Origin of the sequence: Variovorax beijingensis (genome assembly GCF_007828835.1) — a bacterium.
Lineage (GTDB): Bacteria > Pseudomonadota > Gammaproteobacteria > Burkholderiales > Burkholderiaceae_C > Variovorax > Variovorax beijingensis_A.
Window position 1 is genome coordinate 541211 of sequence record NZ_VIVL01000003.1, and the last position, 13560, is coordinate 554770.

A 13560-nucleotide genomic window follows, 5' to 3' on the forward strand; every position below is an offset into this window, starting at 1 on the left:
CGCGCGGCAAGAACACAAGGCCGGAGTCGGTCAGTCGTTGATCTCGAAGGTCACGCCCTGGGCAAGCGGCAATGCGGTCGAGTAGTTGATGGTGTTGGTCGCGCGGCGCATGTACGCCTTCCAGCTGTCGGAGCCGGCTTCGCGGCCGCCGCCGGTTTCCTTCTCGCCGCCGAAGGCGCCGCCGATCTCGGCGCCGCTCGGGCCGATGTTGACGTTGGCAATGCCGCAGTCCGAGCCCGCGCTCGACAGGAAGCGCTCGGCCTCGCGTACGTTGAGCGTGAAGATCGACGACGACAGGCCTGCGCCCACCGCGTTGTGCCATCCGATGGCGTCGTCCAGCGAGGTGTAGCGCACCACATAGAGGATGGGCGCGAAGGTTTCGCGCAGCACCGGGCCGTCGTGCGACTTCAGTTCGACCAGCGCCGGACGCACGTAGAAGGCGTCTTGGGTGCCGATGCCCTCCACGCGCTGGCCGCCATGCACCGTGGCGCCGATCTCGCGGCTTTCGCCCAAGGCCTTCTGCATGCCGTCGAAGGCGGCGCGGTCGATCAGCGGCCCAACCAGCGTGCCGGCCCCGCGTGGATCGCCCACCTGCACGTTGCCGTAAACCCTGGCGAGCTTGGGCACCAGCGCGTCGTACACGCTGTCGTGCACGAACAGCCGGCGCAGCGTGGTGCAGCGCTGGCCGGCCGTGCCCATGGCCGAGAACGCGATGGCGCGCAGCGTGAGGTCGAGGTCGGCCGAGGGCGTGACGATGGCCGCGTTGTTGCCGCCGAGTTCGAGGATGGCGCGCGCGAAGCGTGCGGCCAGCTTCGGCCCCACCTGCCGGCCCATCGCGGTCGAGCCGGTGGCCGAGAGAATCGGCACGCGGTGGTCGTCGACCAGCACTTCGCCGATGTCGCGCTGGCCCAGCAGCAGGCCGAGCAGGCCTTCGGGCGCATCGCCGAAACGCGCGAGAGCGCGCTGCGCGATGGCATGCACGGCCAGCGCCGTGAGCGGTGTTTTTTCCGACGGCTTCCACACCACCGAGTCGCCGCACACCAGCGCCAGCGCCGCATTCCACGACCACACGGCCACCGGGAAGTTGAAGGCCGAGATCACGCCGCACACGCCCAGCGGATGCCAGGTTTCCATCATGCGGTGCTCGGCGCGCTCGGTGGCGAGCGTGAGGCCGTAGAGCTGGCGCGAGAGGCCGACCGCGAAGTCGCAGATGTCGATCATCTCCTGCACCTCGCCCGCGCCTTCGGACGGGATCTTGCCGGCCTCGAGCGTGACGAGACGGCCGAGGTCGGCCTTGGCCGCGCGCAGTTCCTCGCCCAGCAGGCGCACCAGCTCGCCGCGGCGCGGCGCGGGTACACTGCGCCAGGCCTTGAAGGCTTCGTGCGCCTGGCCGATGGTCGCGGTCGCTTCGGCGGCGGTGGTCTGCCGCACTTGCGCGACCACCTCGCCGGTGACCGGCGAGCGCACCGTGAGTTCGCCGCCGGCATGGGCGGCATCCGGAACGCCGAGGCGCTGCAGCAGCTGCGCGATTTCGGTGGCGACAGGAAGGAGGGCTTGGGCTTCTGGCATGGAGGCTCCGGCAGGGAGAAAAGAGAACAGGAACGAAGGGCAGCGGGGGTGCGGCAACAGCTCAATATCTGCGAACAGGGCCTGCTTGCATAGCGAAAAAACGGAAGGACTTGGTGCGTTCCATGAATGAACTACCACAGCGTTCGTGCATTCAGCGCACAGCTCGCACCTAAGCGGCAGGCCCTGGCGGCTCGGGCAGGCTGATGCGCTGCCCCGCCGGCGAGCCCGCCAGGCTCTGCGCCGGCCGCCGCAAGGTGGCATCGAAGGGATTGATCTTCGGCCCGATGGCCGCCGCCTCGCGCTTGAGCAGTTCCACCACCGTGGGCATGCGGTCGGCATTGAGCCGGTCGGCGATGGTGCCCACGCTGAGCGCAGCCACCGCGCGGCCCTCGCGGTCGAGGATGGGCACCGCCACGCCGGCCATGCCTTCGAGCAGGCCGGTGTTGCGCCCCGCATAGCCGGCCTGGCGCACGCGCTCGATCTCGGTGCGCAGGTAGACCTCGTCGTACACGCCGTACTCGCGCACGCGCGAAAGATTGAAGCGGATCACTTCCTCGCGCTCCGCCTCGGGCAGGAAGGCCAGGATCGCGAGCGCGCCCTGCCCCACCCCCAGCGCGATGCGCCCGCCGATGTCGCCCGTGAACGAGCGGATCGGGAACGGCCCTTCGCTGCGGTCGAGGCAGATGGCGTCGAAGCCGCTGCGCGCCAGCAGAAAGATGCTGTCGCCCAGGCTCGCGCACAGGCGCAGCAGCACCGGGCGGCAGATGGAGCGCAGGTCGCCCGGATTGCCGGCGCTGGCCGCGAGCGCGAAGAAATCGATGCTCAGCCGGTAGAGCTTGCTGCGCTCGTCCTGCTCGACCATGCCCTCGGCCATGAGCGATTGCAGCAGGCGGTGCGTGGTGGCCTGCGTGAGGCCCACGGACCGTGCGATCTGGGTCACGCGGCCGCCCTCGGCCTGCACCGCGCCGAGCGCGCGGATCACCGAAAAGACACGCGGCACGCCGCCGCTGGCGGCCGAGGGGGTTTCCATGGCTTGCTCCTGTGGAATTCTTGCGTTCGATTTTTCGCATGATATTCCATTGATTGGAATAAATTAGAAAAAGATTCTGATTAATGGAATACCCGGGGCGATCTGGCGTGATCGTTGCAATAGAGTGAATTGAAAGTTCTCTCTTGTCCGCGGCGTGCACCAAGGTGCTGCACGCCATCAAGACCCCGCAGAAAGGCCCTTCCATGTCATTCCTACGGCTCACCGACCTGACCAAGTTCTACGGCGCCACGCGCGCCGTGTCGGCCATGAACCTCGCGGTGGAAAAGGGCGAGTTCGTCTCGCTGCTCGGCCCCTCGGGCTGCGGCAAGACCACGACGCTGCAGATGATCGCGGGCTTCGAGGCGGTGTCGAGCGGGCGCATCGAGCTCGCGGGCAAGGACATCACGCATGCCAAGGCCAACACGCGCGGCCTGGGCATCGTGTTCCAGACCTACGCGCTGTTCCCGCACATGACGGTGGCCGACAACGTGAGCTTCGGCCTCGAGATGCGCAAGATGCCGAAGTCCGAACGCGCCGAGCGCGTCAGGCAGGCGCTGGCGCTGGTGCACCTGGAAGCGCATGCCGCGCGCTACCCGCGCGAGCTCTCGGGCGGGCAGCGCCAGCGCGTGGCACTGGCCCGCGCACTCGTGATCGAGCCGCCGGTGCTGCTGCTGGACGAGCCGCTCTCCAACCTGGACGCCAAGCTGCGCGAGGAGATGCAGTTCGAGCTGCGCCAGATCCAGCGCAAGGTCGGCACCACCACGGTGATGGTCACGCACGACCAGAGCGAGGCCATGTCGATCAGCGACCGCGTGGTGGTGATGGAAGGCGGCTGCGCCACGCAGATCGACCACCCGCACCGCGTCTACGAGCACCCGAGCACGCGCTTCATCTCCACCTTCGTGGGCAAGGCCAACCTGCTGGACGGGCGCGTCACGGCCAGCGGCGCGCGCAGCTGCCATGTGGCGGTGGGCGCGCTCGCGGTCGAGGTCGACGACACCGCCTACAAGCCGGGCGATGCGGTGCTGATGAGCGTGCGCCCCGAAAAGCTGCAGCTGGTGGAGGCCGGCCGCGGCCGCCTCGACGGCCAGGTGCTGGAGCGCTTCTTCCTCGGCAGCCAGTGGCTCTATCGCCTGGGCACGCCCGCCGGCGACCTGATGGTGCTGAGCCCCAACGACGGCCGCGACGCGCTCGATGAGGGCCATGCCGCCGGCATCGACTGGCCTGCGCATTGCACGCGGCTGTTGCCGGCCGGCGAGGCGGTGGCGGCATGAAGAACAAGGCCACGCCCTGGTGGCTGTCGGGGCCCGCGCTGCTGCTGTTCGCGGCCTTGCTGGTGGTGCCGCTCGCGCTCACCGCGGTGCTGTCGTTCAACGTCTACGACCCGGCCACCGGGCCGAAGGCCGGCGAGTTCACGCTCGCGCACTACGCGCAGGTGTTCACCGACTCGTACTACCACGGCATCTTCTGGCGCACCTTCTGGATCTCGGGCCTCGTCACCTTGATCTGCGTGCTGGTCGGCGCGCCCGAGGCCTATGTGCTGAGCCGCATGCGCAACCCGTGGCGCTCGGTGCTGCTGCTGGTGGTGCTGGCGCCGCTCCTGGTGTCGGTGGTGGTGCGCGCCTTCGGCTGGAGCATGCTGCTCGGACCCGAGGGCGCGGTGAACGGGCTGCTGCGGCTGGTGGGCATCGGGCCGGTGAAGATGCTCTACACCGAGACCGCGGTGATCGTCGCGCTGGTGCACGTGATGCTGCCCTTCATGGTGATTCCGGTCTGGACCTCGCTGCAGAAGCTCGATGCGGGCGTGGAGAACGCCGCGCTTTCGCTCAAGGCCTCGCCGTTCACCACGCTGCGCCGCATCGTGCTGCCGCAGGTGATGCCGGGCATTCTCTCGGGCAGCCTGATCGTGTTCGGCCTGGCTGCGAGTTCGTTCGCGATTCCGGGGCTCTTGGGCGGACGACGCCTGAAGATGGTCGCGACCATCGTCTACGACGAATACCTGAGCGAACTCAACTGGCCGCTCGGCGCCGCCGTCGCGCTCACCCTGCTCGCTGCGAACCTGGTCGTGATGCTGAGCTACAACCGCCTCGTCGAAGGCCGCTACAAGAAGGCGCTCGGGTGATCCGATGACCAAGAACGGCCCCCTCGCCCTCGCGTTCAACGCACTCGTCATCGCCTTCATGCTGGCGCCGCTGGTGGTGGTGTGCATCGTCGCGTTCACGCCCGAGAACACGCTGACGATCCCGACCACGCACTTCTCGCTGCGCTGGTTCCAGGCGGTGTTCGCGCATCCTGACTTCATGCAGTCGTTCTGGAACAGCCTGTGGCTCGCGCTGAGCTCGGCCACCATCGCCACGCTGCTCGCGGTGCCGGCGGGCATGGCGATCACGCGCTACCAATTTCCGGGGCGCGACTTCCTCAACGGTCTGTTCCTCTCGCCGCTGATCATTCCGCACCTGGTGCTGGGCGTGGCCTTACTGCGCCTGTTCGCGCTGGTGGGCGGCACGGGCAGCTTCGGCTGGCTGGTGATGGCGCATGCGCTGATCGTCACGCCCTACACGCTGCGGCTCGTGGTGGCCGCGCTGGTGGGCTTCGACCGCAGCGCCGAGCAGGCCGCGCTCTCGCTGGGCGCGAGCCAGGCCACGGTGTTCCGGCGCATCACGCTGCCGATGATCCTTCCGGGCGTCACGGGCGGCTGGCTGCTGTCCTTCATCAACAGCTTCGACGAAGTGACGATGTCGATCTTCGTCACCTCGCCCAGCACCGTGACGCTGCCGGTGCGCATGTACATGTACGCCACCGAGTCGATCGATCCGCTGATGGCGGCGGTGTCGGCGCTGATGGTGGCGGTGACGGCCGTCGCGATGGTGGTGCTCGACCGCGTCTACGGGCTGGACCGCGTGCTGGTGGGGCGCCGATAGATGACGAGCCTGCCGCCCCTCCAACCGCTGCTGCATCGCGTGGCCGAGACCGGCCGCGCCGCGGTGCCCTTCACGCTCGACGGCCAGCCCGCCTCCGCCCTCGTCGGCGACACGGTGCTGACGGCCGTGCTCACGCAGGCCGCGCAGTTGCGGCGCAATGAATTCAGCGGTGCGCCGCGCGCAGGCTTCTGCATGATGGGCGCCTGCCAGGATTGCTGGATCGCCACCGAGCAGGGCGAGCGCCTGCGCGCCTGCTCCACCTTCATCGCGCCGGGCATGGCGCTGGTCACGGGAAGGAGCGGCGCATGACGGCTTCTTCTGCCGCAGTGCAGCCGGTGATCGTCGGCGCCGGGCCGGCCGGCGTGCGCGCCGCGCAGGCGCTGGTGGCGCACGGCCTGCGGCCGGTGGTGATCGACGAGGCTCCGCGCGCCGGCGGACAGATCTACCGGCGGCCGCCCGCGAGCCTGGCCCAGCGCAGCGCGCAGGCGCTCTATGGCTTCGAGGCCGGCCGCGCCGATGCGGTGCATGCCGCTTTCGACGCGCTGCGCGAACGCATCGACTACCGTCCCGACAGCCTGGTGTGGAATGCGCAAGGCGGCCGGCTCGACGTGCTGCACGGCCCGACACGCAGCACGTCCAGCCTTCCGTACGGCCAGCTGATCGTCGCCACCGGTGCCACCGACCGCGTGCTGCCGGTGCCGGGCTGGACACTGCCCGGCGTCTACACGCTGGGCGGCGCGCAGGTGGCGCTCAAGTTCCAGGGCTGCGCCATCGGCGAGCGCGTGGTGTTCATGGGCACCGGGCCCCTGCTTTATCTGGTGGCGTATCAGTACGCCAAGGCCGGCGCGAAGGTGGCCGCGGTGCTCGACACGGCGCGGCTCGCCGACCAGTTGGCCGCCACGCCCGCGATGCTGCGGCAGCCCGCCGTCTTCGCGAAGGGCGTGTACTACGTGGCCTGGCTGCGTGCGCACGGCGTGGCGCTGCACACCGGCGTGCGGATCTTGCACGTGCTCGGCGATGCGCAGGAGAGCCGCGTGGCCGGCGTGGCGTGGCACGACGGCCGCGAAGAACGCACGCTGGCCTGCGATGCCGTCGGCTTCGGCCATGCGCTGCGCTCCGAAACGCAGTTGGCCGACTTGCTCGGCTGCCGCTTCGAATTCGCGCCGCTGCACCGCGCCCATCTGCCGGTGCGCGACGCGGCCGGCCGCTCCAGCGTGCGGGGCGTGTACCTTGCGGGCGACGGCGCCGGCATCATGGGCGCCGACGCGGCCGAGTGGGCGGGCGAACGCGCGGCGCTCGCGCTGCTGGCCGACAACGGCGTGGCGGTCGATGCGATGCGCGCCGCCGAACTCGAACGCAAGCTCCACAAGCTCGGCGGATTCCGCCGCGGCCTGGAGCGCGCTTTCCCCGTGCCGCAGGACTGGGCCGCGCATGCCAGCGACGAACTCGTGGTCTGCCGCTGCGAGAACATCACGGCCGGCACCTTGCGCCGGACCGTCGCCGCCGCCGGCGCCGACGAGATGAACCGCCTGAAGGCGCTGTCGCGCGTCGGCATGGGCCGCTGCCAGGGCCGCATGTGCGGCGCGGCGGCGGCCGAGATCCTCGCACATGCCACGGGACTGCCGCTGCAGCAGGTGGGCCGGCTGCGCGGCCAGGCCCCGATCAAGCCGATTCCGATCCACCTGGCCGCCGCGCCATCCGCCGAAGGAGCCGGCGAATGAGCGGGCGCAAGACCTTGCGCACCGACGTCGCGATCGTCGGCGGCGGCATCGTCGGCGCGTCTGCCGCGCTGGCCTTGCGGCAGATGGGCATCGGCGTGGTGCTGCTGGAGCGCGACCTGTGCGGCTCGCGGTCGAGCGGCGTGAACTACGGCGGCGTGCGGCGCCAGGGCCGTCCGATCGACCAGTTGCCGCTCGCACAGCGCGCGCACCGCATCTGGGGCCGCCTGCGCGAAACCATCGGCACCGACGGCGAATACCTGCGCTCGGGCCACTTCAAGATCGCGCGCAGCGAGGCCGACATGGCGTCGCTGGAACGCTACCGTGCGCAGAGCCGCGACTTCGACCTGGGCCTCGAGCTGATCTCCGATGCCCGCCTGCGCGAGCGCTGCCCCTGGCTCGGCACGCGCGCCGTCGGCGGCTCGCTGTGCGCGGAAGACGGGCAGGCCAATCCGCGGCTGGTGTCGCCGGCCTTCGCGCTCGCGGCGCAGCGCGCGGGCGCGCAGGTCTTCGAGCGCCACAAGGTCGACGAGGTGGCGCACGACGGCCAGGCCTTCATGCTGCGCTCGGGCAATGCGCTCGAAGTGCATGCGCCGGCGCTGCTCAACTGCGCGGGCGCATGGGCCGGGCCGATCGCCACGGAGTTCGGCGAAGAGGTGCCGCTGCAATCGGGCCATCCCGCAATGGCAGTGACAGAGCCGCTGCCCTTCTTCATGGACTGGAGCCTCGGCGTGGAGGGCGGCGGCATCTACTGCCGCCAGGTGGCGCGCGGCAACCTCGTGCTGGGCGGCGGCGGCAAGGGCATCGCGCTCGATGCCGACCGCGCCCGCTCCGACCGCGACGCCATCGCCTCGCTCTCCGCCCAGGCCGTCGAGCTGCTGCCCGCGCTGCGCCATGCGCATTTCATCCGCACCTGGAGCGGCACCGAAGGCTACCTGCCCGACCGCCAGCCGGTGCTCGGCCCGAGCCGCACCACGCCCGGCCTGTTCCACGGTTTCGGATTTTCGGGCGCGGGCTTCCAGATCGGCCCGGCCGCCGGCGAAGTGCTGGCCGAACTCGTGCGCGACGGCCGCAGCAGCACGCCGATCGAGAGCTTCTCGATCGAACGCTTCACCCCCACCCCACCCTGAAAGGAAAACACCATGTCCCGTTTCCAGAAGATTTCCTTCTTCTCTCTCCGCCGGACCTTGACCGGTGCGGCGGCGGTGGCCGCGCTCGCGGCCGGCGGCGCGGCCGGCGCGCAGACCAAGACCCTCTACATCGGCATGAACGGCGGCACCATGGAGAAGGCGTACACGCAGTACGTGTTCCCGGCCTTCGAGAAGCTCTACGGCGCCAAGGTGGTGGTGGTGCCGGGGACCTCGTCCGACATCCTCGCGAAGGCGCAGGCCAACAAGGACCGCCCGCAGATGCACGTGATGTTCCTGGACGACGGCATCATGGTGCGCGCCATCGGCATGGGCCTGTGCCAGAAGCAGCGGCCCAACCCGTCGCTCGCCGAGATCTACCCGGCCGCGCGCTTCAAGGACGACATGGCCAGCGGCGTGAGCCTGGGCATGACGGGCCTGGCCTACAACGCGAAGATGTTCAAGGAAAAGGGCTGGGCGCCGCCCACCTCGTGGATGGACCTGGCCGATCCCAAGTACAAGGGCAAGGTGGTGTTCCAGTCGATGTCCTCATCGTCCTTCGGGCTGCACGGCTTCCTGATGTTCAACCGCATCCAGGGCGGCAACGACAAGAACGTGGAGCCCGGCTTCAAGGCCTGGCCCACCACCATCGGCCCGAACGTGCTCGAGTACATCCCGAGCTCGGCCAAGCTGTCGGAAATGGTGCAGACCGGCGAGGCCGCGATCTTCCCGCTCACGCCCACGGCCGTGGCGGCGCTCAAGACCAAGGGCATTCCGGTGGAGTACGCACCGCCGAAGGAAGGCGCGGTGGTGCTGATGGTGGGCCAGTGCGTGATCGCCAACAACAGCGAGCCCGAGCTGTCGCAGAAGCTCGCCGAGTTCCTGCTGAGCCCGCTGGCCCAGGCCAACGTGCTGCAGTACGGCGCGCAGATTCCCACCAACCCCAAGGCTCCGGCCGTGGGCGACGGGGTGCAGCAGGTGGCCGACATCAACAAGTGGATGAAGACGGCGGTCACGATCGACTGGGACAGCATCAACGCGAACCGTCCAGCGTGGAATGCGCGGTGGAACAAGACGATCGAGAAATAGGCTCACCCCCAGTCTGCGCGCACTTCGTGTCGCTTCGCCCACCCCCTTCCGGGGGCGACGCCAGCGGCCCGGCAAAGCCGGTTCCGCGGCATCCCACGAAAACGCAGGGCACAAACTCAGCGGTTGTCTTCGAGAACCCACCCCGCCGCCTTCTCGGCCATCATCAAGGTCGGACTGTTGGTGTTGCCGCTCGTGATGGTCGGCATCGCGCCCGCATCGACCACGCGCAGCCCCTGCACGCCGCGCACGCGCAGCTTCGAATCGAGCACCGCCATCGGGTCGCCGTCGGCACCCATCTTGGTCGTGCCGACCGGATGGAAGATGGTGGTCGCGATGTCGCCGGCCAGGCGCGCCAGGTCCTCGTCGCTCTGGTATTGAACGCCGGGCTTCCATTCCTCCGGCTTGTATTTGGCGAGCGCGGGCTGCGATGCGATGCGGCGCGTCACGCGCAGCGAATCGGCCGCCACCTTCCGGTCTTCATCCGTGCTCAGGTAGTTGGGCGCGATCGCGGGCGCATCCTGGAAGCGCGGGCTCTTGATGCGCACGCTGCCGCGGCTCGTGGGGTTGAGGTTGCACACGCTCGCGGTAAAGGCCGGAAAGCTGTGCAGCGGCTCGCCGAAGGCATCGAGCGACAGCGGCTGCACGTGGTATTCGAGGTTGGGCCACTCATGTTCGGGCGAACTGCGCGTGAAGGCGCCGAGCTGCGAAGGCGCCATGCTCATGGGCCCGCTGCGCTTCATCAGGTATTCGAGGCCGATCTTCGCCTTGCCGTACATCGAGGAGGCCAGCACGTTGAGCGTGGGCGCGCCGTTGATCTTGTAGACCGCGCGGATCTGCAGGTGGTCCTGCAGGTTGGCGCCGACGCCGGGCGCGTCGACCACCACCTCGATGCCGTGCTGGCGCAGCAGCTCGGCCGGGCCGATGCCCGAGAGCTGCAGGATCTGCGGCGAGCCGATGCTGCCGGCGCACAGCACCACCTCGCGCGTGGCATGGGCGATGACCATCTCGTGGCCGTCCCACACCTGCACGCCGGTGCAGCGCCGGCTGCCGTCGGGCTGGGTCTCGACGATCAGCCTGGTGACATGCGCGTTGACCCACATCTCGAAGTTGGGCCGGCCATAGCAGACCGGCCGCAGGAAGGCCTTGGCGGTGTTCCAGCGCCAGCCGTTCTTCTGGTTGACCTGGAAGTAGCCGACGCCTTCGTTGCTGCCGCGGTTGAAGTCGGTGCTGTGCGGCACGCCGGCTTGCACGGCGGCCTCGGCAAAGGCGTCGAGGATGTCCCAGCGCAGGCGCTGCTTCTCCACGCGCCATTCGCCGCCGGCGCCGTGCATCTCGTCGGCGCCGAGGTAGTAGTCCTCGTGCTTCTTGAAGTCGGGCAGCACGTTCTGCCAGCGCCAGGCGTCGTCGCCGGTGAGCTGCGCCCACTGGTCGTAGTCGCGCGACTGGCCGCGCATGTAGATCATGCCGTTGATGCTGGAGCAGCCGCCCAGCGTCTTGCCGCGCGGATAGCGCAGCACGCGGCCGTTGAGGCCCGCGTCGGGCTCGGTGCTGTAGAGCCAGTCGGTGCGCGGATTGCCGATGCAGTAGAGATAGCCCACCGGAATGTGGATCCAGTGGTAGTCGTCCTTGCGGCCCGCCTCGATCAGCAGCGTGCGCTGCTGCGATTGGCGGGTCAGCCGGTTGCACATCAGGGCGCCGGCCGTGCCGCCGCCGATGACGATGTAGTCGAAAGTGTTGTCGCTCATGGCGCTGGCTTGTCTCCGGGGGTCAACGGTATTTCTTGTGCTCATGGGCCCGGCAAAGGGCTTCGGCGGGCAGTTTCTCTCAAGCCATGCGCAAAAAGCCAATGATTTCGGCGCAGTTGGCATATAAATCGTTCTTATATGACTGCCGCCGCCTTGGACCTCCAGATTCTGCGTGCCTTCGTCCTGGCGGCGCGCGAGGGCAATGTGTCGCGCGCGGCCGAGCGGCTGCACCTGACGCAGCCGGCGGTGAGCCTGCAGCTCAAGCGCCTGGCGGAGGAAACCGGGCTGCAGCTCTTCACGCGCACGCCGCACGGGCTGGCGCTCACGGCCGACGGCGCCGCGCTGCTGCCGCAAGCCGAGCGCGTGCTCGCGGCCGTGGGCGACCTGCAGCAGGCCGCGCGCAACCTGCAGGGCACGGTGCGCGGGGCGCTGCGCATCGGCACCATCCTCGACCCGGAGTTCACCCGGCTCGGCGTGTTCCTGCGCGAGCTGGTGGAGTCGGCCCCGCAGATCGAGACCGAACTGCGCCACGGCATGAGCGGCACGGTGCTGGCCCAGGTGCTGCGCGGCGAACTCGACGTGGGGTTTCACCTCGATGCGGACGGGGGCGATGCCGCTGCGCCGGCGCCGCTCGCGGCGCGCACGCTCACGCGCTTCACCTACCGCGTGGTCGCGCCCGCGGGCTGGGGCCCGCAGGTGCTGGGCCGCGACTGGAAGGCGCTGGCCGCGCTGCCCTGGCTGGCCACGCCGCCGGAGTCGGCGCACCACCGGCTGCTGGAGAAAGTGTTCGGCCCGCTCGGGCTGTCGCCGCGCCGCGTGGCGCTGGTGGACCAGGAAGCCTCGATGCTCGACCTGCTGAAATCGGGCGTGGGCCTGAGCCTCTTGCGCGACTCGATCGCCATCCGCGAGAGCCAGTCGCACGGCCTGGTGATGGCCGACCGCGTGCAGCTGGACTGCGCGCTGCGCTTCGTGTCGCTGGCGGCGCGGCGCAACGAGCCGGTGATCGCGAGCGCATGGAACGCGCTCGCGCGGGCCTGGAACTGAGCGCAAACGGCCACGAATGACCCGCGAAACGGCGTTCCGCCCTACGCAAAGCGGCGCCGCGGCGCACCGGAAAAGCCGACTCATCCGGTTACGATGCGCCCTTCCAGACCGCCTCTTTCTTCTTACTTCGCCCCCTACCGCCGCATCATGTCCCTAGCAACCCCGCCTGCCGACGCACCCGCCGCCGACAGCGTGTTGCCCCGCATCGACGAGCGCGAGCAGGACGGCCGCAGCTGGACCGTGGCCAGCGGCCGCTGGACCACGCTGGCCATGTCGTCGCGCAGTGCGTGGCAGGCGCTTTCCAGGGACCTGGCAGGCGCGCCGCCGGCCGAGGACCGCGCCTGGGACCTGCGCCCGATCGAGCAGCTCGACCACATCGGCGCGCAGTTGCTGTGGGACCACTGGCGCCACGACTGGCCCGCCACGCTCGAGATGTCGCCGCAGCACAAGGCGGTGCTCGACCAGGTCGCGCAGTTCACCGTGGGCACGCCCGAGGAACCGCCGCCCACGCTGGCCGAGCGGCTGCATCATTTCTCGCACACCGGCGCGCGCGGGCTGGAAGTGGTGCGCGATTTCGTGGGGCTGATCGGCCAGCTCGCGCTCGACGCCTTCACGCTGCTGCGCGCGCCGCACCGCGGGCCGTGGCGCGATTTCTCGGGGCATCTCTACCAGTTCGGCGCGACGGCGCTGCACATCACGGCGCTGGTGGGCCTGTTGATCGGCGTGGTGCTGGCCTACCTGATCTCGCAGCAGCTGCGCCAGTACGGGGCCGAGGCCTTCGTGGTCAACATCCTCGGGCTGTCGCTGATCCGCGAGCTCGGACCGGTGCTGGCCGCGGTGCTGATCGCGGGCCGCTCGGGCTCGGCCATCACGGCGCAGATCGGCGTGATGCGCGTGACCGAGGAACTCGACGCCATGCGCGTGATGGGCATTCCGCACGGCTTCCGGCTGGTGATGCCGCGCGTGATGGCGCTGGCCATCGCGATGCCGCTGATCAGCCTCTGGACCTCGATCGCGGCGCTCGCGGGCGGCATGCTCGCGGCCGACGCCGCGCTCGACATTTCGCCGGCCTACTTTCTCTCGGCGCTGCCGCGCGCGGTGCCGATCTCGAACCTCTGGCTCGCGCTGGCGAAATCGGCGGTGTTCGGCATCCTGATTGCGCTGATCGGCTGCTACTTCGGCATGAAGGTCAAGCCAAACACCGAGAGCCTGGGGCGCGGCACCACCTCGTCGGTGGTGACCTCGATCACCGCGGTGATCCTGGTCGACGCACTGTTCGCGGTGCTGTTCAAGGGCGTGGGGTTCCGGGCATGAGCC

12 protein-coding genes are annotated in these 13560 nt (G+C 69.5%); 9 read left to right on the forward strand and 3 right to left on the reverse strand.

The features are described from left to right. Window positions 1-30: 30 nt before the first annotated feature. Both FB547_RS13045 and FB547_RS13050 read right to left on the reverse strand, forming a co-directional pair. Window positions 31-1569: an aldehyde dehydrogenase family protein gene (locus FB547_RS13045; protein WP_145742819.1), complete on the reverse strand. Its 1539-nt coding sequence runs from the start codon at window positions 1567-1569 to the stop codon at window positions 31-33. A 169-nt stretch (window positions 1570-1738) separates the two neighbouring features. Further along, complete coding sequence (locus tag FB547_RS13050) at window positions 1739-2599, reverse strand: IclR family transcriptional regulator (protein WP_018903905.1); 861 nt, start codon at window positions 2597-2599, stop codon at window positions 1739-1741. Between the two features lie 203 nt (window positions 2600-2802). On the opposite strand from FB547_RS13050, the gene FB547_RS13055 reads away from it, so the two are divergent. Genes FB547_RS13055 through FB547_RS13085 form a run of 7 tightly spaced genes read left to right on the forward strand, consistent with a single transcriptional unit; the run spans window position 2803 to window position 9454 of the window. Beyond that, complete coding sequence (locus tag FB547_RS13055; RefSeq protein WP_145742821.1) at window positions 2803-3873, forward strand: ABC transporter ATP-binding protein; 1071 nt, start codon at window positions 2803-2805, stop codon at window positions 3871-3873. Further along, window positions 3870-4721: an ABC transporter permease gene (locus tag FB547_RS13060; RefSeq protein ID WP_145742823.1), complete on the forward strand. Its 852-nt coding sequence runs from the start codon at window positions 3870-3872 to the stop codon at window positions 4719-4721. The genes FB547_RS13055 and FB547_RS13060 overlap by 4 nt, the downstream gene beginning before the upstream one ends. A 4-nt stretch (window positions 4722-4725) precedes the next feature. Beyond that, the gene (locus FB547_RS13065) at window positions 4726-5520 is read left to right on the forward strand and encodes an ABC transporter permease (protein WP_145742824.1); all 795 of its coding nucleotides are present in this window, start codon (window positions 4726-4728) and stop codon (window positions 5518-5520) included. Further along, window positions 5521-5829, forward strand: a complete 309-nt coding sequence (locus FB547_RS13070) for a (2Fe-2S)-binding protein (RefSeq protein ID WP_145742825.1) — start codon at window positions 5521-5523, stop codon at window positions 5827-5829. It abuts the gene before it with no gap. Further along, window positions 5826-7241 (forward strand): NAD(P)/FAD-dependent oxidoreductase, encoded by a 1416-nt coding sequence (locus FB547_RS13075; protein WP_145742826.1) that lies wholly within the window; start codon window positions 5826-5828, stop codon window positions 7239-7241. The genes FB547_RS13070 and FB547_RS13075 overlap by 4 nt, the downstream gene beginning before the upstream one ends. After that, window positions 7238-8368, forward strand: a complete 1131-nt coding sequence (locus FB547_RS13080; RefSeq protein ID WP_145742827.1) for an NAD(P)/FAD-dependent oxidoreductase — start codon at window positions 7238-7240, stop codon at window positions 8366-8368. The genes FB547_RS13075 and FB547_RS13080 overlap by 4 nt, the downstream gene beginning before the upstream one ends. Window positions 8369-8380: 12 nt before the next feature. Then, complete coding sequence (locus FB547_RS13085; protein ID WP_145742829.1) at window positions 8381-9454, forward strand: ABC transporter substrate-binding protein; 1074 nt, start codon at window positions 8381-8383, stop codon at window positions 9452-9454. Between the two features lie 116 nt (window positions 9455-9570). Here the strand turns inward: FB547_RS13085 and FB547_RS13090 are convergent, their stop codons facing one another. Further along, window positions 9571-11199 (reverse strand): GMC family oxidoreductase, encoded by a 1629-nt coding sequence (locus FB547_RS13090; protein WP_145742831.1) that lies wholly within the window; start codon window positions 11197-11199, stop codon window positions 9571-9573. A 138-nt stretch (window positions 11200-11337) separates the two neighbouring features. Between FB547_RS13090 and FB547_RS13095 the strand changes: the two genes are divergently transcribed. Together FB547_RS13095 and FB547_RS13100 are read left to right on the forward strand one after the other, a co-directional pair. Beyond that, window positions 11338-12243, forward strand: coding sequence for a LysR family transcriptional regulator (locus FB547_RS13095; protein ID WP_145742833.1), 906 nt, complete (start codon window positions 11338-11340; stop codon window positions 12241-12243). A 147-nt stretch (window positions 12244-12390) separates the two neighbouring features. After that, window positions 12391-13557 (forward strand): MlaE family ABC transporter permease, encoded by a 1167-nt coding sequence (locus tag FB547_RS13100; RefSeq protein WP_145742835.1) that lies wholly within the window; start codon window positions 12391-12393, stop codon window positions 13555-13557. Window positions 13558-13560 lie beyond the last annotated feature (3 nt).